The organism is Microcoleus sp. Pol7_A1, assembly GCF_036701085.1.
Taxonomy (GTDB): Bacteria; Cyanobacteriota; Cyanobacteriia; order Cyanobacteriales; family Microcoleaceae; genus Microcoleus; species Microcoleus asticus.
Map to the genome: position 1 here is coordinate 19,141 of NZ_JAUBQD010000018.1, position 22,031 is coordinate 41,171.

Annotated in this window: 14 protein-coding genes; 5 read left to right on the forward strand and 9 right to left on the reverse strand. The window is 46.8% G+C overall.

The features are described 5' to 3' along the window. Positions 1-52 precede the first annotated feature (52 nt). Positions 53-229 (forward strand): hypothetical protein, encoded by a 177-nt coding sequence (locus tag QUA20_RS12825; RefSeq protein ID WP_333189199.1) that lies wholly within the window; start codon positions 53-55, stop codon positions 227-229. A 120-nt stretch (positions 230-349) separates the two neighbouring features. Here the strand turns inward: QUA20_RS12825 and QUA20_RS12830 are convergent, their stop codons facing one another. Beyond that, positions 350-1,351 carry a zinc-dependent alcohol dehydrogenase family protein gene (locus QUA20_RS12830; protein ID WP_333189252.1) on the reverse strand — a complete coding sequence of 334 codons (1,002 nt, stop codon included), beginning with the start codon at positions 1,349-1,351 and terminating at the stop codon, positions 350-352. 92 nt (positions 1,352-1,443) lie between these two features. Here QUA20_RS12830 and QUA20_RS12835 point away from each other — a divergent pair, with 92 nt between their 5' ends. Both QUA20_RS12835 and QUA20_RS12840 read left to right on the forward strand, forming a co-directional pair. Beyond that, positions 1,444-2,700 (forward strand): transposase, encoded by a 1,257-nt coding sequence (locus tag QUA20_RS12835; RefSeq protein WP_333189200.1) that lies wholly within the window; start codon positions 1,444-1,446, stop codon positions 2,698-2,700. Between the two features lie 156 nt (positions 2,701-2,856). Beyond that, positions 2,857-6,405 (forward strand): EAL domain-containing protein, encoded by a 3,549-nt coding sequence (locus QUA20_RS12840; protein WP_333189201.1) that lies wholly within the window; start codon positions 2,857-2,859, stop codon positions 6,403-6,405. A 124-nt stretch (positions 6,406-6,529) separates the two neighbouring features. Here the strand turns inward: QUA20_RS12840 and ilvN are convergent, their stop codons facing one another. The 4 genes from ilvN to QUA20_RS12860 all read right to left on the reverse strand — a co-directional run bounded on the left by ilvN (position 6,530) and on the right by QUA20_RS12860 (position 9,202). Next, on the reverse strand, positions 6,530-7,048 hold the full coding sequence (ilvN, locus tag QUA20_RS12845) for an acetolactate synthase small subunit (RefSeq protein WP_333189202.1): 519 nt from the start codon (positions 7,046-7,048) through the stop codon (positions 6,530-6,532). A 350-nt stretch (positions 7,049-7,398) separates the two neighbouring features. Next, complete coding sequence (locus tag QUA20_RS12850) at positions 7,399-8,211, reverse strand: carbon-nitrogen hydrolase family protein (protein ID WP_333189204.1); 813 nt, start codon at positions 8,209-8,211, stop codon at positions 7,399-7,401. 256 nt (positions 8,212-8,467) lie between these two features. Further along, on the reverse strand, positions 8,468-8,596 hold the full coding sequence (gene psaJ, locus QUA20_RS12855; protein WP_172188099.1) for a photosystem I reaction center subunit IX: 129 nt from the start codon (positions 8,594-8,596) through the stop codon (positions 8,468-8,470). Between the two features lie 117 nt (positions 8,597-8,713). Further along, positions 8,714-9,202, reverse strand: a complete 489-nt coding sequence (locus tag QUA20_RS12860; protein WP_333130856.1) for a Photosystem I reaction center subunit III — start codon at positions 9,200-9,202, stop codon at positions 8,714-8,716. Positions 9,203-9,532: 330 nt separating this feature from the next. On the opposite strand from QUA20_RS12860, the gene tsaD reads away from it, so the two are divergent. Together tsaD and QUA20_RS12870 are read left to right on the forward strand one after the other, a co-directional pair. Next, a complete protein-coding gene (gene tsaD / locus QUA20_RS12865; RefSeq protein ID WP_333189205.1) occupies positions 9,533-10,606 on the forward strand; it encodes a tRNA (adenosine(37)-N6)-threonylcarbamoyltransferase complex transferase subunit TsaD in 1,074 nt (357 codons plus the stop codon). Between the two features lie 46 nt (positions 10,607-10,652). Then, positions 10,653-11,144, forward strand: coding sequence for an N-acetyltransferase family protein (locus QUA20_RS12870; RefSeq protein ID WP_333189206.1), 492 nt, complete (start codon positions 10,653-10,655; stop codon positions 11,142-11,144). Between the two features lie 101 nt (positions 11,145-11,245). Here QUA20_RS12870 and QUA20_RS12875 read toward each other — a convergent pair whose 3' ends face one another. The 4 genes from QUA20_RS12875 to QUA20_RS12890 all read right to left on the reverse strand — a co-directional run bounded on the left by QUA20_RS12875 (position 11,246) and on the right by QUA20_RS12890 (position 21,968). Then, a complete protein-coding gene (locus tag QUA20_RS12875; RefSeq protein ID WP_333189207.1) occupies positions 11,246-11,986 on the reverse strand; it encodes an HAD family hydrolase in 741 nt (246 codons plus the stop codon). A gap of 422 nt (positions 11,987-12,408) precedes the next feature. Then, a complete protein-coding gene (locus QUA20_RS12880; RefSeq protein ID WP_333189208.1) occupies positions 12,409-16,617 on the reverse strand; it encodes a chemotaxis protein CheB in 4,209 nt (1,402 codons plus the stop codon). A gap of 971 nt (positions 16,618-17,588) precedes the next feature. Next, the gene (locus tag QUA20_RS12885) at positions 17,589-17,747 is read right to left on the reverse strand and encodes a hypothetical protein (RefSeq protein WP_333189209.1); all 159 of its coding nucleotides are present in this window, start codon (positions 17,745-17,747) and stop codon (positions 17,589-17,591) included. Between the two features lie 486 nt (positions 17,748-18,233). Next, complete coding sequence (locus QUA20_RS12890) at positions 18,234-21,968, reverse strand: chemotaxis protein CheB (RefSeq protein ID WP_333189210.1); 3,735 nt, start codon at positions 21,966-21,968, stop codon at positions 18,234-18,236. Positions 21,969-22,031 lie beyond the last annotated feature (63 nt).

Below are 22,031 nucleotides of genomic sequence, written 5' to 3' on the forward strand. Positions count from 1 at the left end.
AAGTCCGGGAGGCTAGAAACCGCGAATTTTACGGACACAAAAACAAAACCCGATGATAGCGGGTTTTGTTTTTGTAGGCGCAATCCAAATCGCCCAACCAACGTTTTTTAAACACGAGACAAAAAAACCAACGCCAATTTATTCAAGTTTTCATCCTCCTTCTTATTCGTCAAAAAAGACTTCTCAATTTCTGGCGGCGTTTTCAAAAGCAATTGCAGGTTGGCGTTAAAAGAAACTTACGCGCAAAAACTAAATAAACCGGGTTTTTAAACCAGAAAAAATGGCCTTAACCCGGTTTCTACGTCCATGACTGGACACTATAACGAAGCTACCAGATTGGGTAGGAAATTTAGGAAATTAGCAAAACTATTTTACCGATTACTGAGCCTGTTTCTAACAGTTCGTGAGCGGCTTGAGCTTGTTCGAGAGGGAAAGTTTGGCTGACGTGAATTTTGAGCAAGTTGCGATCGCACAAACGAGCACACTTCTGCAAAATATGAGCCTGCTGTTCCTGTTCCTCCACCAAACTTTGCAGCATCGGTGTTAACATTAATTCCAGACTAATTCGCAGATTTCGCATTCTCGCTGTGGTCAAATTGCCCAAAGCCGGGTCGGGTTCCAAAATTGTTACCAAATCTCCATAAATCTTCACAGCCGGAATAGTTTGATAAAAAGTTTCTCCCCCGACTGTATCGAAAGCCAAGTCAACTCCTTGTCCTTGAGTCCAAGTCAAAACTTCATCGACAACATCAGTATTTTTGTATAAAATTACTAAATCTGCACCTAACTGCTTGACAAAATTGGCTTTTTCCTCAGAACTAACAGTAGTGCAAACCTCAGCACCCTGCAACTTCGCCAACTGTACCGCGACGTGACCGACACCGCCGGCACCAGCTTGAATCAGCACTTTTTGCCCGGCTTGCAAGCGCCCTCGATCGTACAGCGATTCCCATGCTGTAATTAAAACTAACGGTGCCGCCGCCGCCTCAGCAAAACTTAAAGCAGCAGGCTTGAGGGCGAGAAAGCGTTGGTCTACAACGGCAAACTCAGCATAAGTACCCCTCGACCCGCCCAAACCGCCGTTGCAGAAAAAAACCTCGTCTCCCACTTGGAAACTTTGCACACCAGCACCTACAGCCTCTACGACTCCAGCACCGTCGCACCCCAAAACGTGAGGAGTTTTCTCGGGGTAAAAAGTGCCGCGCGCCCGTAACTTAGTATCTATCGGATTGATACCCGCCGCTCGCAACCGCACCAAAACATCAGTTTCTGTTTGTATAGTAGGGGCGGGGATATCTTGCAGTTGCAATACTGACGGGCTTCCGGGGGTTTCAAAAACGATTGCTTTCATCATGGGTGTTACACTATATCAGATAATCATTGAACTTTATTGTACATTGCTTAGCAAAGCAATAAAAAACTTTTCGTTTTCCAAAAAAAAACATGATTGTCGTTGAAAGGCATTACATAGATCGGCAGCATCAGTTTTTTAAACAGTTTGATAACTTATCGTTTCTGTCCATAAATCTCTACAATCATGGTAACTACTACATGAGAAAACACTTTTTTAAGTCGGGGTATCAAGTTCGAGCTGCCAGGAGTCTCAAACATTTATATGCCATCCTAAAACCAACAGCCGACTATAAATCTTTACCCGATCAAATTAGCTATCAAGTTCTCAAACAATTTTTTTACGATGGGGATGCTTGGCAAAAGTCAATAATGGCTTATTGCCGAGATATCCATCAATTTTTATCCCCCCCTAACATCCAAAAATACCAACCTCAAACCTGTGGACGTAACTTGTTAATTTATTATGATAACCAATTGATAGGAGAAAGGGGTGAAAATAAAAATAATGGGCTACTTGATTTATCTCAAGGTGACATAATAATTGTTACAAAAGCCCAAGACCTCATAGAGGTAAGGATAGTTTCTGCAACAGCGAGCTACGTTGTTGAGGTTGTTTATGAAAAGCCTGTAACGTTGGTGGATTTAAATCCCCAACTCATAGCAGGTATAGATTTAGAGATTGATAACCTCGTCGCTTTGATATCGAATCAGCTAACATTTACTCCAACTCTCTCTGATGGAAAATATCTCCAATTAATCAATCAATGTTTCAATAAGCGCCGAGCATTTTTACAATCAAAACTTGAGCAAGGGAAATATACCGCGCGCCAAATCCAGCAAATCACCTTTAAGCGAAACAAGCGAGTAAAAAACTACCTTCATAAAACCAGCAGTTTGATTGTCAAGGGGTTGGTGGATGAGAAAATCGGGCAGTTAGTTATTGGCAAAAATGTGGGGTGGAAACAAAATTTAGCCTTAGCCCAAAAAACTCATCAGACTTTTGTAGTAATTTCTTATGCCAAGCTCAGAGAAATGATTGCTTACAAAGCTGATTTAGTGGGTATCGAGGTAACAGTTACAGAAGAATCTTATACAAGTAAGTGGAGCTTTTGGGATTTAGAGCCTGTCGGTAAGCAAGAGTCTTACCAGCGTAAGAGCGTTAAACGTGGGTTGTTTCGGTCTTTGAATCAAACCATGATTAATTCTAATGTGAATGCAGGATTAAATATGATTAAAAAAATAAACGGAAACTCACCCTTTGAGGAGTGTAGAAACCGTATAGAGGTGTTTGCAGTTTCACCTGTACGGGTTGATCCTGTACGAAAAGAACCACAAAAAGTTCGGTAATGTCAAGTATTGCCCGGTTTGTTGTGAACTGTTAACTCTGTTGTCGCTTTCACTGCGATCCTACCTTGTATTCGTTACCCATCCGTGACGATACTTAGTGATTTTTTAATAGATTGGCTTTAGATAACTACAACAATTGTTGAGCGGTGCTAATCGATGTTCGATCTAAATTTATTTTTTTACTTTGAGATTCTGGCATACTTTCTGGGATTATCGGTGACTTTAGCCTTGGCGTCCGCGATTTATCTCAAGCGGCAGCGAAGACCCCCCAGTCTCCCTCTGGCAGAAGAGAAACGGCCGTTGGCAGAATTAAACCCCGCAGATAAATCTGCGGGATTGAAAATTTGGAAAAACTGTGGGATTTTCTCCAACTCAAATCTGTTGCCGCCAACTGAGAGATTATTGGGTAAAGTTTTAAGTACAGGCGGCGCTCTATTCTTGCGCCAGAAACAGCGCCCAACTCTGAATTCTTCGCCTATTGTCGGGTCTGGAAGCATCCAAACCCTAAGTGTGAGCATTTCGGGTTCGATGGGGGAAAATCCCGATCGCCCGAAGGCAGATAATCCTCCCAAACTAACAGCTTCCGCGCAACTAGAGGAAGATTTGCTGGGCGAGATCCTAGCAGGTACTGATTCGCCGGCGGGAGCAGAATTCTTTGATGCCTTAGTTCGCCACTTAGCCTCAGCACTCGGAGTTTGCACCGCCGTCGCAGCCAAATTGATTAAGTCGAAGGAACGCGCCGATGCTGCTCCCGATAGATTGCAAGTTATCAGTTTTTGGAGCGACGGACTGTGGCCGCCAAACTTTGAGTGCGACACCGCCAATACTCCCGAAGCGCTGGTGATCGAGCGGGGAATGTACTCCTGTCCTGACTGCCTCCTGGAAACCTTTCCAGAAGACCGCAGATTGGTAGTTACAGGTGCGCGCAGTTTCCTGGGAGTCTTGCTGAAAAACTCTTACGGCGAACCTTTAGGCATTATTTGTATTTTCCACGATCGACCCCTCCCGGAAGCACATCTTGCCAACTTCCGACTAATTCTCAGCATTTTTGCCGGACGGGCCGCCGCCGAATTAGAGCGCCAGCGCCTAGAAGCAGCACTGTCCACTGTAGAAGCAAAATACTGCGCTCTTGTAGAACAAATGCCGGCTGTCACCTACATTTCTCCGCTCAACCGCACCGCTGCCAAACTTTATATCAGCCCGCAAATCGAGACTTTTCTGGGTTATTCTGTAGCTGAATGGAGGGCCGACCCCGACCTGTGGCTGAAACTCGTTCACCCAGAAGACCGCGATCGCGTGTTAGTTGAAAACGCCACACAGAAATTTACCAGTGGAGAAGAGATATTTTGGGACGGGCCGCTCGTTTCAGAATACCGCGCGATCGCCCGCAACGGCCGAGTCGTCTGGTTCCGCGATCGAGCGACCGCAGTTCGCGATGAAGCAAGCAAGTCCGTCATTCTTCAAGGTGCCATGTTTGACATCACAGAGACGAAAGTAGCTGCCAGCGCGCTGCTAGAAAGCGAATACCGCTATTACACCTTGGCAAAAATCCTGCCGGTCGGGATTTTCCGCGCCGACGCTGGTGGAGATTGCTTGTACGTCAACCAGCGATTTTTGGAGATGGCGGGGCTGACAGCACCACAGGCAATAGGCGAAGGTTGGACGCAAAGTTTGCATCCCGAAGACCGCGATCGCGTTTTGAGCGTGTGGTATGGCGCTGTCAAAGAGAAGTTGCCTTGTAAGTTAGAGTACCGCTTTTGCAACGGCGACTTTACAACCTGGGTATTTTGGCAAGCAGTGCCAGAAATTGCCAAAAGCGGGGAAGTTCTGGGCTATCTCGGCACCTTGACCGATATCAGCGATCGCAAGCAGGCAGAATTCGCGCTGCAACAGGCCGAAGAGAAATACCGCAGCATCTTTGAAAATGCGATCGAAGGGATTTTCCAGGCAACGCCCGACGGGCGCTACCTCAGTGCTAACCCTGCTTTGGCGAGAATTTATGGCTACGAGTCGCCCGCCGAATTGATGGCGAACATACGCAACATCGATCGCCAACTCTACCTCGATCCCGAGCGCCGCGTCGAGTTTTTGCACGAGATCGAAAAACACGGTTTTGTGTCAGAATTCGAGTCCCAAGTTTACCGCGCTGACGGCACCACTATCTGGGTTTCCGAGAACGGCAGGGCTGTTCGGGGCGCTGGCGACAAATTGCTTTACTACGAAGGGACTGTCGAAGATATCACCGTCCGCAAAATAGCAGAAGAGAAGTTAGTACACGATGCTTTGCACGATATGCTAACGGGTTTGCCCAACCGAGCTTTATTTATGGATCGCTTGGGACACGCGATCGAGCTTTCAAAACGCCGCCCCGAGGTTGTGTTTGCGGTGCTGTTTATCGATCTCGATCGCTTTAAGGTTGTTAACGACAGTTTGGGGCATTTAGTGGGCGATCGGTTGCTGATCGCGATCGCGCAGCGTCTGGGAATCTGTTTGCGCACTGGAGATACCGTTGCCCGTCTCGGCGGCGACGAATTCGCTATTTTGCTGGAAAATATCAATAGCGCCGAAGATCCGATCCTGATTGCCCAACGAGTCCAAGCGGAACTGGCAGAGCCTTTTTACCTTAATGAGTATCAAGTTTTTACCAGTGCTAGCATTGGGATTGTTTGTTCTGGTTTTCCTCCTCCGTATCCAAGAGAAACCAGCCAACTGTCGATCGCCGGAAATCTGGGAAATATCGATCGGGAAACTTCTTTGTCTTGCTTAGCTTCCGACTCTCCTGTTCCCAATGTCCAGTTCCGAACATTGTACGATCGACCTGAAGAACTGCTCCGAGATGCAGATGCTGCCATGTATCATGCTAAGGAATCAGGCAAAGCTCGCCACGAAGTTTTTGACTTAAGTATGCACACTCGCGCTGTCGCCCTTTTGCAACTGGAAAACGACCTGCGGCGCGCTTTAGAATCCCAGGAATTTCAGCTTTACTACCAGCCGATCGTCTCTCTAACTAGCGGTACAATCAGGGGTTTTGAAGCGCTGCTGCGGTGGTATCACCCGCAGCGAGGTTTAGTCTGTCCCGGCGAGTTTATTTTAGTAGCAGAAGAAACTAGATTGATTGTACCTATTGGTTGGTGGATGATGCGATCGGCTTGCAGCCAGACCCACCAGTGGCACCAAAAATTCCCAGAAAATCCGCCGCTGACTGTCAGCGTCAACCTTTCTAATCAACAATTTAAACAACCGGATTTAATCGATCGCATTCGCGAAATTTTACAAGAAACTCAGCTTGACCCCCGCACTTTAAAGCTAGAAATTACTGAAGGCGTCATCATGGAGAATTCCGAATCAGCAGTCGCTATCCTCGCAGAATTGAAACAATTAGAAATTCAATTATATATTGACGATTTCGGCACTGGCTATTCTTCTTTGAGCCGCCTGCACACTTTTCCAACTGACGCTTTAAAAATCGATCGAGCTTTTGTCAGCCGCATGACTGAAGATGAAGGAAACGAAGCCATTGTACAGACAATTTTAATTTTAGCCAGTCATTTAGGCATGGATGTAATTGCTGAAGGAATCGAAACCATCGAACAGCTTAATTTACTCAGAGCACTGCAATGCGAATACGGACAAGGATACTTTTTCTCAAAGCCTGTAGACAGCATCGCAGCCACACTTTTGATAGAAAGTCAACCTGAATGGTAATTAGTCAGGAGTCATTAGTCATTGGTCATTAGTTATTGGTAATTGGTAATAAGAAGTCAAAAGTTAAAATTTCAAAGATACTTTCTGACTACTGACTAATGGGTAATGACTGATGACTCCTGACTCAAACTTTCGCTTCCAAAGACTTGAGAAACTCAGTATTTACCCCCGACTCTCGCGTCAGGGCAATTTTCCCAGTCCGAGCAATTTCCTTAATCCCAAATCTATTCAGAACCTGGACGATCGCCACCATTTTACCGGGATCTCCGACAACTTCTAATGTCAGCGTATCATCACCAATATCCACCACTCGCGCTCTAAAAATCTGAGCTAACTCAATTATCTCCGATCGCGTCCCGCTAGCAGCATTAACTTTCAGCAACATCAACTCCCGTTCCACACAGGGAATTTCCGTTATATCCTGAACTTTTAGTACGTTAATCAACTTGTACAGTTGCTTGGTCAACTGCTCGATAACCTGGTCATCTCCGGGTACAACCATCGTAATCCGAGATATTCCCACTTGCTCCGCCGGGCCAACGGCGAGACTTTCAATATTAAAACCCCGACGGGCAAACAAACCAGCAATTCGAGTGAGGACACCCGCTTCATCTTCAACTAAAACCGAAAGAGTGTGTTTCATTTCTCCAAAAAAGACGCATTTCGTGCAATTCTACTTTCGCCAATTCGCCTTTTAGCAGAAGTGCACGCCCATTGAACCTGCCTTAGACATTTTATCGCGAGTTATTGGCCGTTCATCTCCGGGAAAAAACAATATATTAAGCTGTCGGGGCCCCGAGTCACGCCCGATCGACAATATCACTCATAGATCGGCGTAAATCCGCCCCCACTGGCTTCTTTTGGTCGATCGCACGCACGCGATCTAAGTTTTTTTGTGTACCAACGTACAAAATTACTTTAGCGAATAAAAACTTTTCAGGTCTTGTGGCTGACGGGACTGAAATTTTGAGACCAATTGGTCTCAAAATTCCTTCACATAAAAACCCGGTGTTGCAGCGACGGCATCTGGCGGCGGACTTGTTCTAGTCGATCGGGATTAATTTCTGCAATAGCCACACCCGGTTCCTCTCCAGCATCAGCCAAAACCACACCCCAAGGGTCGATAATCATCGCGTGACCGTGAGTTTGACGGCGACCGTAGTGGCGGCCAGTTTGTGCAGGGGCGATCGTATAACAAGTATTCTCGATCGCCCTAGCTTGCAGCAAAACCTTCCAGTGATCCTTGCCAGTGTAAGCGGTAAACGCCGCCGGCACGAACAAAACATCAGCCCCCTTGTACGACAAATGCCTGTACACTTCCGGGAACCGCACGTCATAGCACACCGAAAGTCCCAGCGTCCCCAACTCCGGCGACACATAAACCGGTGGCAAATCTTCACCAGCTTTCACAGTGTTCGATTCCCTGTAAGTAATGCCGTCTGGCACATTCACATCGAACAAATGTACTTTTCTGTACCTTGCCACTTCAGTACCGTTTTGGTCTACCAGCAAAGAGGTATTGTATACCTTCCCCCCCTCCGTCGGCACTGGAAATCCGCCGCCCAGAATCATTACCTGGAACCGCTGGGCCATCGTTTTGAGGAATTTTTCGCTTTGGAGCCCGATCGCCTCTGCTGAAGCAATCTTTTCCTCCTCTTCTCCGATAAACGAGAAATTTTCTGGTAAGGAAACTAACTCCGCACCTTGACGCACTGCCAGGTCGATTAATTCCTCTGCCTGAACCAAATTTTTTTGCAGGTCAGGCAAGCTAGTCATTTGAATTGCTGCGGCGAGATAAGACTTCATCGATTCACAATATTAGTCATTAGTCATCAGTCATTAGTCATTAGTCATTAGTCATTAGTCATTAGCAACTAATTTGATAACTAAATAGTTTAGATGCTTGGCTTTTCGCCATTTATGTGCTCGTCTTGCACCAACCAACTGGTACGGTTTGAGAGTTTTGATCTTTTAGCGCTAAATTAACCTGTAACTCATCACTCAAAAGTCAAAACTCTCAACTTTTACCTCTTAGGTTTTGCAACCTAATTTCCCTCAAATCTTAAGGCATCGGATGGAAAAGCAGGTCTGGGAAAAAGCGGTTAAATTCAATTAAACCCGCAGCTTGAATAGATATCCAAAGGATAGCCAAGACTGGTGCGGTCGAAAGAAACTTGACAAAGTATTGCATGAATTCTGCTCCTAAAAATTTGAGACAGTTGGTAATTGCCGATCGATCTAGGGCTAATTGCTAATTCTCAGTTAATTGATTAACTGTTAGCTATTAGCTCTTCTCCATTTCCCAATTTTAGCGGGGGGAAACAGTAATTTCGTCGTCCTTTGCAAACATTTCACCGCTGGTGATTGATGTCAGAGCTGCCAGAGGCCATAAAACGCCGCTCAGCATACATTTGATTGCCAAAGGAACGTCGATAATAATCTCTTTTTCCTCTGGGGTTGCTGATTTTTTGGTAACTTGCAGATAAGAACGGCCCACCCAACCAATCCAACCTGCGATATACAAGAACAGTATGCTAGGAATCAAAAAGTCCCCTGCTTTGCTCAAGTTGCCGTCTACGATTAAGTGCGGGTATCCTTCGGGGCCGCACATAGCTTGAGAATAGCGCTCGAACCGCGCTTTCGCAGATGCCGGGTCGCCATTAGTAGAACGTGCATTTTTAGCCAGTTCCTTGAATTCGGGAGAGTCCTTGCACGGCACTAAATTGTAAGCCGAAGCAACTGGAGCAAAACTGATCCAGACACTCAACACTAAAATTGCAGCAAACAATCGTCGCATGGAATTGTTTCCTTTTGTTACAAAACAATAAGTTTTTGTACAAGCATTTCAACTTGCCGATCTGGAATCCAGATTACCGTGTTTCTTGACAGTCTCAAGTATCCATCATTGATGCGACAAAGCCCAATAAAAAGAGGGATTCGCGTTTTCATAGGTCAGTGCTGAGCTAGCAATACCGCGAGGATATTCCTTCATTGCATCAGATGATGGCCTTACCTGTCGATCGGGCAAAGATCCCTCAACAATAACCTGAGTACAGGTATAGCGGGGGACTGGCGCCGAATTAGTTAAGCTAGCAATAGCTAACCTATCAAATAAAATTACCAGTTAATGGCAACCATTTTCGCAATCGAAACAAGTTGTGACGAAACAGCAGCAGCAATTGTTAAGAATCGTCAAGTTTGCAGCAATGTTGTAGCATCGCAAATTAAAATCCACGAGCAGTACGGCGGAGTAGTGCCGGAAGTGGCTTCGCGGAGTCACCTAGAAATGCTAAATCAGGTAATTGCCCAGTGTCTCTCGGAGGCAAATCTGAGTTGGTCAGAAATTGACGGCATTGCAGCGACTTGTGCCCCGGGTTTAGTAGGTGCATTGTTAGTCGGGCTGACAGCGGCGAAAAGCTTGGCAATAGTCCGTCAAAAACCTTTTTTAGGTGTCCACCACCTCGAAGGGCACATCTACGCTTCTTACCTTACCGAACCAGACTTGCAGCCACCGTTTTTGTGTTTGTTAGTTTCCGGGGGACACACCAGCTTAATTTACGTCAAAGATTGCGGCGTTTACGAAACTGTAGGACACACGCGCGACGACGCCGCCGGCGAAGCTTTTGATAAAGTCGCGAGACTGTTGCAGCTAGGATATCCGGGCGGGCCGCTGATTGACAAATTAGCCGCCCTTGGCAATCCCCAAGCATACCCCCTGCCAGAAGGCAGAATTTCGCTGCCTGGTGGCGGCTACCACCCCTACGACAGCAGTTTTAGCGGGTTGAAAACAGCAGTTTTGCAATTAGTGCAGAAACTCAAAAAACAAAATAACAATGTGGATGGGGAAGGCTTCTTGCCTGCCTCTACAATTAATGATATTGCGGCCAGCTTTCAGGAAACAGTAGCTAAGAGTTTAACGAAAAGATCGATCGACTGCGCGCTAAATTTCGGGCTTACCACCATTGCCGTCGGGGGCGGAGTTGCAGCAAACAGCGGACTGCGAAAACACTTACAAGCAGCAGCAGCCAAACACAATTTGCGAGTATTGTTTCCGCCATTAAAATATTGTACAGACAACGCAGCAATGATCGGCTGCGCGGCGGCCGATCACTTGCAGCGAGGACACACATCGCCGCTGACTTTGGGAGCAAATTCGCGCATGGCTGTCAGCGATATTATGGAACTGTACAATAGTCATTAGTTATTAGTCATTAGTCATTAGTTAACAGTCAACAGTCAAGCAAACGATGAAAATCCGCGACGCAGAAGAAAGCGATTTGCCAGCAATTGTTCAAATATACAACGCAGCAATACCGGGCAGAATAGCCACAGCAGATTTAAAACCAATCTCAGTCGAAAGCCGCCTTCAGTGGTACAGAATACACTCCCCCAATTCCTTGCCGATTTGGGTAATAGAATCAGAACAAAATATTGTTGGCTGGCTGAGTTTTCAGCTTTTCTACGGACGCGCCGCCTATCAGCATACAGCAGAAGTTAGCATCTACGTCGCACCCGATCGCCAGCGCTGCGGAATCGGACAAAAATTATTGCAATCGGCAATTGTGCGGAGTCCAGAATTGAAGCTTAAAACTCTCATGGCCATAATTTTTGCTCACAATCAGCCGAGTTTAAGATTGTTTGAGAAATTTGGCTTTCAGCGGTGGGGATATCTGCCGCAAGTTGCCGAACTTGATGGCGTTGAAAGAGATGTCGTAATTCTCGGTTTGCGTTGTCTGTAGGGAAACGGCATTGCCGTGTCCTGATTTGGAGGAAACGGCAATGCCGTTTCCCTACCGTCGGCTTTGACTTTTAATAATGGGTATAAAGATGTGATGTTTGCTCAATCTGCTAAAATTGTAATTTCATCCAAAGATGCGATCGCCACATCAGCTTTTTCCAAATGACTAACCTGCGCATTTCCCCAACAAATCCCGATACAGCCCGCCGCGCCCGCATTTTTACCCATCTGAATATCGCCCGCTGAATCTCCCACCATCAAAGTTGCTGCCGGTTCCACTCCGAGTTTCTCACAAGCTTGCAAAAACAATTTCGGGTCTGGTTTATGAAGGGTTGAATCAACTCCCATTTCTAACTGAATGTAGTCGGCTAATTCGTGGTGTTTCACAAACTTCTGCACAACTTCCGTCGTAGCAGCCGAAAGAATTCCCAGCTTCAAACCCGCTTCCGAAAGATATTTCAGCACTTCCAAACTGCCGACAAATAAAGGAGAAACAGCACTATTTTTAAACATTTCGTCAGCTTCGTCAAAAGCGCGGCGCGCAATAGTTAAAGATTCCAGCCATGCCCTGCCGGTTTCGGCAATGTATCCCGCTGCAACAATCTCATTTTCCCTGCGGCTGCCCACTGCTAGCAAGCCCGTAGGGTCAATGCTGCCGCTTTCGATGCCGAAAGCCATTTGTAAAGGCTCTCCAACGCCCGGAATTTGAGCGTCTGCGAGGCGCGCTCGCTTCATCCCCAACAGTCTCAAAAACTCCTGAGAATCCTCTAGAGTGCCGTCTTTGTCAAAGATTGCGGCTTCGATATTTGAGAAGGTAATGCCCCGACATTTAATAGTTACCAAGAATCATAACTCCTAAATTTCTATATGTTTTTCTATTTTCTCACGTTGTGTTTTTTTTAGCAATTGTTTTTAGGAATTGTTAATTATAAAAACAATTTGGTGTTTCTATAAGATAAGGATACAACCATGTTGTGTCCCTCTAAAATTAGGATACAACCATGTTGTGTCCCAACCAAATCAGGACACAATATTTGTAGGGAAACGGCAATGCCTTGTCCGGTGCGGGACTCTGCGACTTTTAATGATTAATATTAACATTGAAGAATGTTGTTTTCCTACAAAATCAGGACCCAACAGTGTTGTGTCCCTACAAGATCGGATTGTATGCGAGTAGAGAAACGGCCCAGGCTAAGTCTGGCGCGGGATTCTGAATGCGTGTGACAAGAAGCGGTTAAAACTGCCGAGTCGAATCTCAAAATAAATTAAAAGATCCCTGCTAGATTGGCAATAATTAATCCTAGTTGAACAGGCTTGATCGGCTTAGCAATATGAGTTTGAAAACCAGCTTCGATCGCCCTTTCTTGTTCTCGATCGCTCGCATACGCAGTCAGCGCGGCGGCTGGGATTTTTCCTCCAGCTTCGGCAGCAAGAGATCGCACTTGCCGAATTAAGAAATACCCGTTTTCATCAGGCATTCCGATATCCGAGATTAGCACGTCATATCTGCCGGGTTTTGCCGTCAAAGCCGCCATCGCTGCTTTTGCAGATTCTACTGTCAAAACATCAGCGCCGTAATTTTCCAGCACAAACTTTAAGAGATCCCGGGTATCAGCCTCATCATCTACAACTAAAACTTGCAAACCATCCAAACAGGGAAGGCGCTCATCGACGATCGCCTCTGTGGCCTGCTCTGGCAATGGAGCCGGCTCTGATGGGCTTGGCGGTGTCAAATCTTCAGGGGAGGCTCTCAACGGCAATCTCAAAGTTATTGTAGTTCCTTGTCCCTCACCCGGACTATCGGCTTGCACCGTTCCCCCGTGCAGTTGAACAAGATGGTACACGATCGACAATCCCAATCCCAGCCCTTGATTCGCCTTAGTCGTGCTGGAATCTCCTTGGCGGAAGCGATCGAAAATATGCGGCAACAACTCAGGCGCAATCCCTTTTCCGGTGTCGGTGACTCGAACTTCAGCATAATTCTCGATCGCCTCCATCACGATTTCCACTCGTCCCCCCACCGGAGTAAACTTAATCGCATTAGACAGGATATTCCATAAAACTTGCTGCAAGCGATCGATATCGCCTAACACATTTACAGAAGTCAAACCCGAAACAATTGCAATGTTTTTTGCGGAAGCTGAGAATTGAACACCCTCCAGCGCAGCTTGCACCACTAACCGCAGATCGATCGAACGGGTAGACAGTTTAAGCTTGCCGTTGGTAATCCGGGAAATATCGAGAAGATCTTCGATTAACTGAGCTTGCGCCCTCGCGCTGCGCTCGATCACCTCTAGAGCGCGATTAGTTTCTGCTTCTTTCAGTTTCCCCGATCGGAGCATTTGCGACCACGCCAGAATCGGAGTCAGGGGATTGCGCAATTCGTGGGAGAGATTCGCTAGAAATTCATCTTTAGCTCGGTTAGCCCTTTCAGCTTGTTGGCGGGCTGACTGTTCCTGCTCCAATAACTGCGATCGCTCTGTCTCAAACTGCTTGCGATCGGTGATATCCTCGATCGACAGCAGAATCATTGAAACCCTGTCTTCTGGTTCAACCTTAGAAGCATTTAGCAGCAAAGTTTTCTGCCCTAGCCGCCCAAAAGTCTGCTCGAACTCAAAGTTGTTAACCTCAACATTATTAACCAGAATATCTTCCAAAAGCTCTCGCAGTTCCGGGCTATTCCACGGCCCGGTAGCAAATTCAAACCAGGACTCTTGAGCGGTTTCTGAAGATGAAACTTGAAACGTTTCGTATAACGCTCGATTGGCGGTGTTCACTTGCAAATCAGCATCCAGCACCATTAAAGGCGTTGGCACGCTTTCCACAATTGTTTCCGCATAGTTGCGGGCTGTTTCTATTGTGGCAGCACTGCGTTTGAGAGCGTCAATATCGATCAAAACCATTACCACACCCTCAATCTGGTTTTCCGCTGTGCGGTAAGGGCGAATGCGGAGGGCGTACCAATATCCCGATTGAGTTTGCACTTCTTGTTCTTTGGTGTTGAGAGTCTCAATCACCTCCGAAATCATCTCTTCCAAGTTGGGAATCTCCAGATTGAGTCGGATGTCGCTAAAGGGACGCCCGACATCCGTAGAAATCAGATTGAACAGCCGCTGTGCCATTGGCGTAAAGCTGCGAATCCGCAAATCGTTTTCCAACATTAAAATTGGAATATTGATACTGGCCAGCAAATTAGTCACGTCGTTATTAACGTGCTGCAAATCGAGATTTCGAGCGCGAAGTTCCTCCACAGTGGTAATCAGTTCTTCGTTAGTAGCTTGAATTTCTTCTTTAGCTGTTTCTAGTTCCTCGTTGATGCTTTGTAGCTCCTCGTTGCTCGATATAATTTCTTCGTTGGCAACTCTGAGGTCTTGCGTGAGATTTTCTTGCTGCTCTACCACCGATTGCAGGTGTGCTTGAGCTATGTTTTTCTCTTGTCTGGCGATGGCAAGTTCTTGCCTCAGCCGCATTACTTCCCGCTCTAAATCGCTTGGTTCTAAGCTATCCAAATTGTCGATTATCAGGTCGATCGCTGGGGGTAAACTTTCTTCAAACAACACCAAAAAGTAGCGTGTTTCCGAGCTAGCCGGCTGGAACGGAATCACCTCAAAATTGACGAGATGCCTCTCCTCCCCCTCTTGCACCCTCAGCCGTTCTTTTCTCACCGTCACATTCTGAGTTTGCGCTTGATAAATTGCAGTGCGAAGGTCAACAGACAATCCTGGTACCGCCATTGCGAACAAGTTTAAAGTCGGCGTTCCGGGTGTGAGTCTTAAGTACCGATTAGTGTCTCCCCGGAGTTGCACAATCTCCATCTGCTCGTTGACAACCGCACCCACAGCATTGTACCGCTTTAAAATCAATTGGTCTGTTTCGCGCTGCAAGTCAAAGCTATGAGAAAAATTTGCATTCATGGGCTGCGGATTATCGGGTCGGGTTAGGGGAAAGAAACTTGGCGCAAAGGGCAGCCGGGGAGGAGTTGAAGTTAACTTCTTGGCATAAATTTTAGATGGCCCATCCACTAAAGTAAATAATTCCGAAGATTTGCCCGTACTTTCGGAAGTGCCGAGCATCAGGAAGCCTGTTCTGTTGAGACTGTAATGAAAAACTGACACAACTCGTTGTTGTAAACGTTCTGTCAAGTAAATCATCACATTGCGGCAGCTAATCAGATCGAGATTAGAGAAAGGCGGGTCGATGCCTAAGTTTTGTCGGGCGAAAACGCACAGTTCGCGGACTACTTTGCAGATGCGATATCCGCCTTCAACGGAGACAAAAAAGCGGCTGCGTCTTTCTTCGGAAACCCCTAACATCTGGTTTTCTAAGTAGAAACCAGACCTCGCTTTCTTGATAGCCGTCTCGCTGATATCCGTAGCAAAAATCTGAATCGGCGGTGGGATAACTCGATCGCTCAAAAACTCTAACAAGCAAATGGCGATCGAATAAACTTCTTCCCCTGTCGAACATCCTGCAACCCAAATCCGAATCGGAGTTTCTACCGATTTATTGTGGGTAATCGTAGGCAAAACGTACTCTTTTAAGCGTTCAAAAGCTTCTAAGTCGCGGAAAAAACTGGTGACGTGGATCAGGATTTCTTCATATAAAGCTGTGACTTCCGCCGGATGGTCGAGGAGATATTGAGCGTAATCTTCCAATCGTTCCATCTTGTACAGCACCATGCGCCGCTGCATTCGCCGGTTCAGGGTGGCTACTTTGTACTGGGTGAAGTCAACGCCTGCGTTCGATTTCAGCAGCCCAAAAATAGTCGCTAAGGCCGATCCCGGTTCTGGCAATGCTTCAGCGATTGTGACGGGGAGCGGCCCAGCCAAAAAGGAATGGTGGCTGAGATTTACCAGTTCCCGCGCAATTGCCTCAGGCGGCAGAACGAAGTCTACATTACCTGTAGCTACGGCGGTATTCGGCATACTCTCGAATTTTGCTGTTTCTTCGCATTGAGCAAAAGTCACGCCTCCGGCTGCTTTGATTGTCATCAGCCCCAAGGCGCCGTCTCCATCGGCTCCCGATAAAACTACGCCGATGGCTTTGCTGCCCCGATCGGCTGCTAAGGACTCGAAAAACGCATCTGCGGGCATACATTTGCCATCAATCTTCTCGCGGGGCACCACTCTCAGCAACCCTTCTAACAGCAGCAGCTTGGTATTCGGCGCAATGACGTAGACATGGTTCTGCTCTACAGCTATGCCGTCTTGCGCCTCATTCACCGGCATTTGCGTGCTTCTGCGGAGAATCTCGCTCAGCAGGCTTTGACGATCGGGCGCTAAGTGCTGGATCAGCACAAATGCCATGCCGGTATCTGCGGGTAAGTTGCTCAGCAACTCGATGAATGCTTCCAAGCCTCCGGCAGAAGCTGCAATCCCGACGACGGGAAACGGGGCATCGGTTTTGGGTTCCAGATTTAGGTCGATCGCGCTGGGGTCGATCGGAGTCAATTTATTGTTTTCAGATAAGTTCATAACAACCCACTTAAGTAATGCAGATTAACAGCTAACTAATCTTGCCAACCTGGGAGTAACTAATAAGGACGATCTTTCCTATATACCACCTTAATTTGCCCGCTTGAGGCAACCGCCTTAAGGATTAAGTACAGTATTACAATGATTAAAGAAATTAAGCAAAAATACTAAAAAAATTCGGTTTGTTATATTTTCAACGGCGGATATAGTTTTTTTTTGCTTGAAACGCACGGTTCCTAAGTAAATGCCAAATAGTATGTCCTTGTTCGCGAGCGGCAAGCAATCGCCGAGAAGACCCTCGCTTTACCTTTTGTTACTTAAGGCGATCGGCTTAAGTTGATAACAATTAACTATGTTGTTTTCCTGCAAAATCAGATTGTACGCGATATTTGTAAGGACAGGGAATTGTTGTGTCCGGCGCGGGACTCTGCGGCTTTTAATGGCTGGTATAAATCGTTTTTTTTTTTGAAAAGTAAAACTTTGTCAGGTATGTTTCCGGCAAAATTAAGACACAATACTTGTAGAGAAAGGGGATTGCCGTTTTCGGCGCAGGACTCGGCGAGTTTTAATAGTTGGTATAAGATTAGACCTCTTGCAAAAGTCCTTTTCATCAATTATCGCACGGGTTCTCCCGCTCGTGCCACAAGAAAAAAATAATTCTTGTGGCACGGGCATCTTGCCCGTCCTAATTATCTTTGCAAGAGGTCTATTGAGGAATGTTCCCTAAAAAATCAGGAGACAACATTGTTCGTTGGTGTCAACTTAAACCTAAAGGCCGCCAGGGAATGAGTTCCACGGGGCTGATAGCTAAAGTCCTCTCAAAGAGGACTCAAGAATTCATTAGTCCTATGGGAGAGGAATTTAGCTTTGAGGCAGGGGTTTCACCCCGTGCCGGACAATTGGTTCTACGTTAAGTTGACACGCTTTGGGCCCAGGCTAAGTCCGGTGCGGAGATCTAATTCGTTTGACTCTTAAGCGGTTTCAACCGCCGAGTTAAATCTCAAAAAAGTTAAAAAGCTCCCTGCTAGATTGGCAATAATTAATCCTTGTTCAATCGGCTCAATCGGCTGAGCAATATGAGTTTGAAAACCAGCTTCGATCGCCCTTTCCCCGTATGCTAGCGATCGCATACGCAGTCATATCAAATCCGGTAGCATCGGAATTAATATAACCCGCAATCAGGACACGGCAGTGCCGTTTCCCTACAATAAATCTGGCGCGCCAGAAACGGCACTGCCGTTTCCTCGGTTATTATTCCGGCGCAGCCGGAATTGATATCAGGCGGCTGGGATTCGTCCTCCGGCTTTGGCAGCAAGAGTTCGCACTTATGGAATTAAGAAATAAATACCCGTTTTCATCAGGCATTCCGATATCCGAGATTAGCACGTCGTATCGATCGGGATTCTCAGTCACAGCAGCGATTTTCTGCGGGATAGCCTCGCTCGCGCGTACTTTTGGCAGATGCAAGTCAAAACCTCCGCCCCGTAGCCTTGCAGCACAAATTGTCAGAGATGGCGCGTATCGATGCGATCGTCCGCAGCTAAAACGTGCCAGCCTTCGAGAGAGGGGACAATATCGCTAGAGGCATTCAAAGGCGCAGCCAAAACAGTTGGCGTTCAATCCACCGTCGGTGTCAACTCTTCAGGCGAGTTTAGCAGCGGCAATCTCAAAATTATTGTAGCTCCTTGTCCCTCACCCGGACTTTCGGCTTGCACCGTTCCCCCGTGCAGTTCGACAAGATGATACACGATCGACAATCCCAATCCCAGCCCTTGATCCGTCTTAGTGGGGCTGGAATCTCCTTGACGGAAGCGATCGAAAATATACGGCAACAACTCAGGCTTAATCCCTTTTCCCGTGTCGGTGACTCGAACTTCAGCATGATTGTCGATCGTCGAAACCGCGATTTCCACTCGTCCCCCCGCCGGAGTAAACTTAATCGCATTAGATAGAAGATTCCACAAAACTTGCTGCAAGCGATCGCTATCGCCTAAGACAGTTGCAGCACCCAAATACGAAACAATTTGAATGTTTTTTGCTTCGGCTGACAATTGAACCGTCTCCAGCGCAGCTTGCACTACTACCGCCAGATCGATCGCACAATTGCACATTTGAAGCTTGCCGTTGGTAATCCTGGAAATATCGAGAAGATCTTCGATTAACTGAGATTGCGCCTTCGCGGAGCGCTCGATCACCTCTAGAGCGCGATCCGTATGTTCTTCCTTAAGCTTCCCGGAGCGGATCATTTGTGACCACGCCAGAATCGGAGTCAGGGGATTGCGCAATTCGTGGGAGAGATTCGCTAGAAATTCATCTTTAACTCGGTTAGCTTTTTCTGCTTGTTGGCGGGCGAACTGTTCTTGTTCCAATAAGTGCGATCGCTCTGTCTCAAACTGCTTGCGATCGGTGATATCCTCGATCGACAGCAGAATCATTGAAACCGTGTCTTCTCGTTCAACTTTACAAGCATTCAGCAGCAAAGTTTTCTGCCCGAGTTCCTCAAACAGGTGAGCCAACTCAACGTTTTGAAGCTGAACGTCACTAACCAGAATATCTTCCAAGAACCCTCGCAATTTGGGGATATTCCACTGCCCCTTCCCTAGCTCAAACAGCGAAGATTTCGCTGTGTTTGAGGATGAAACCTGAAACGTTTCACAGAACGCTCGATTTGCTTTGTTCACTCGCAAATCAGCATTTAGCGCGACTAAAGGCGTTGGCACAGCTTCTACGATCGCCTCAGCATAATTTCGGGCTTCTTCCAAGGTTCTAGCAGTGCGTTTAAGAGCATTAATATCGATCAAAAGCATTACCACACCGTCAATCTGGTTTTCCGTGGTGCGGTAAGGATGAATGCGGAGGTTGTACCAATATCCCGATTTAGTTTGAACTTCTTGTTCTTTCGAGTAGAGATTTTCGATCACCTCCAAAATCATCTGTTCCAAGTCAGGAACGTCAAGAGTCGATCGGATATCGCTAAAAGGTCGTCCAATATCTGTGGGAATTAGATTAAAAATTTTCTTCGCCGTTGGCGTAAAGCGTCGAATCTGTAAATCGTTTGCCAGCATTATGACTGGGAGCTTGATACTAGCCAGCAAATTTGTCAGATCGTTATTGAGCTGGCTTTGTTCGAGATATCGGCTGCGAAGTTCCTCGTTCGTGGTGATTAGTTCCTCGTTCGTGGCTTGAATCTCTTCTTTGGCAGTTTCTAGCTCTTCGTTTGTGCTTTGCAACTCCTCGTTGCTGGATAGAATTTCTTCGTTGGCAATTTTGAGATCTTCGTTGAGATTTTCCTGCTCGTGAATCAAGGATTGCAGGTGCGCTTGAGCCACATTTTTTTCTTGATTAGCGGATGCAAGTGCCTGCCTCAGCCGCTCATTTTCCTGCTCTAAATCATATTGCTGGCGGTTTTCAGGAGTGACGGCAAAGAAGTTGCTCGCGGTCGGTAAAACCTGTTCAAATACCACCAAAAAATAGCGTGGTGTGAAGGTGTGCGGCTGAAACGGCGACACCTCAATATTGACGATACTCGATCGCCGGTCGGCGTCAATAAATACCCCTTCTTTCCTAACGGTCGCGTTCTGCATTTGTGCTTGCTGAATCGCGGTGCGAAGCTCAACAAGCAATCCTCCCCTTGCCATTGTCAGCAAGTTTAAGTCCGGCGTTCCCGCTGCCATTCTCAAGTAAGGATCGATGTCTCCCCGCACTTGCAGGATTTTCATCTGCTCGTCCACAACCACACCGGCTGGGGCATAGCGCTTCAACATCAGTTGGTCAGTTTCTCGATCTAAGTCAAAGTTCTTCATCAACATTTGACCCTCTTTTTGCCGTTCGCCTACTTTTTTAACTGCGGAATAGAAAGTCGGAGTAAACGAAATAGCGGGAGTTTTTTCACCTAACTTTTTTTCATAAATTTTAGACTTTTTATGCACTGAATTAAACAAGTATGAAACTTTTCCGGTACTCTCAGAAGTACCTAACATGAGAAAGCCTGTTGGGTTAAGGCTGTAATGAAAAATCGACATCACTTTCTGTTGCAATGACTCTCCCAAGTAAATCAGTACATTGCGACAGGTAACTAAATCGAGATTGGCAAAAGGCGGGTCACTACTTAAGTCTTGTCGGGCAAATACACACAGTTCGCGGACTGCCTTGGAGATTCTATAAGTACCTCCTTCTTGGAAAATAAAGAAGCGAGCACGCCTCTCTGGTGAAACGTCTATCATCTGGTTTTCTGAGTAGACGCCTGACCGAGCTTTGCTGATTGTCGCCTCGCCAATGTCCGTGGCAAAAATCTGGATCGGCGGCGCCATAACTCGATCGCCTAAAAACTCTAACAAGCAAATGGCGATCGAATAAACTTCTTCACCAGTCGAACATCCCGCCACCCAAATCCGGATCGGAGAATTTGGTGATTTATTTTGAGTAATTTTAGGAAAAACGTCGTCTTTTAACTTTTGAAAGGCTTCGGTATCGCGGAAAAAACTGGTGACGTGGATCAGGATTTCTTCATACAAAGCTTTGACTTCAGCCACATTGCCTCCAAGGTGTTCGGCGTAATGCTCCAACATCTCTAGCTTGTACAATACCATCCGCCGCTCGATGCGTCGGTTCACGGTAGCCGGTTTGTACTGGGTGAAGTCAACGCTTGTGGTCGATTTCAGCAGCGCCAAAATAGTTGCCAGGGCATCTCCCTTTTCGGGTGATTCCTCAATTTGTGTCTGTAGAAGCGGGCGAGTTAAAAACGAACTGCGACTATACTTTGCCAGTTCCTCAGCAATTTTTTGCGGTGGCATAACAAAATCGACATTGCCTGTCGCCACAGCGGTATTCGGCATACTATCGAATTTTGCCGTGCCTTCACATTGAGCAAAAGCCATGCCTCCGGCTGCTTTGATTGCCTTCAGTCCCTGTGAACCGTCTCCGTCTCCCCCGGATAATACTACGGCGATCGCTTTGTATCCGCGATCGATCGCCAATGATGTAAAAAACGCATCTGCGGGCATATATTTGCCATAAACCTTCTCGCGGGGTGATAGTTCCAGCACGCCTTTACAGAGCACCATCTTGGTGTTGGGCGGAATGACGTAGACTTGATTCGGCTTTACAGCTACGCCGTCTTGTACCTCATTAACAGGCATTGGCGTCGTTTTGTCCAGAATCTCGGCGAGGAAACTTTTTTGATTCGGGTCTAAATGCTGAATCAGCACAAACGCCATACCCGTATCGGTTGGCAAATGAGTCAGTAACTCGGCGAATGCTTCCAACCCTCCTGCTGAAGCCGCAATTCCGACGATCGGAAACGGGGCATCGATTTCAGCTAATTGTTCGCTGTCAAAGGCGACTGGTACCATGGCTATAGATTCCGGTGTATTTTGTGGAGACAATTTATTAGAGTCATGGTGCGCAGTCTTAGC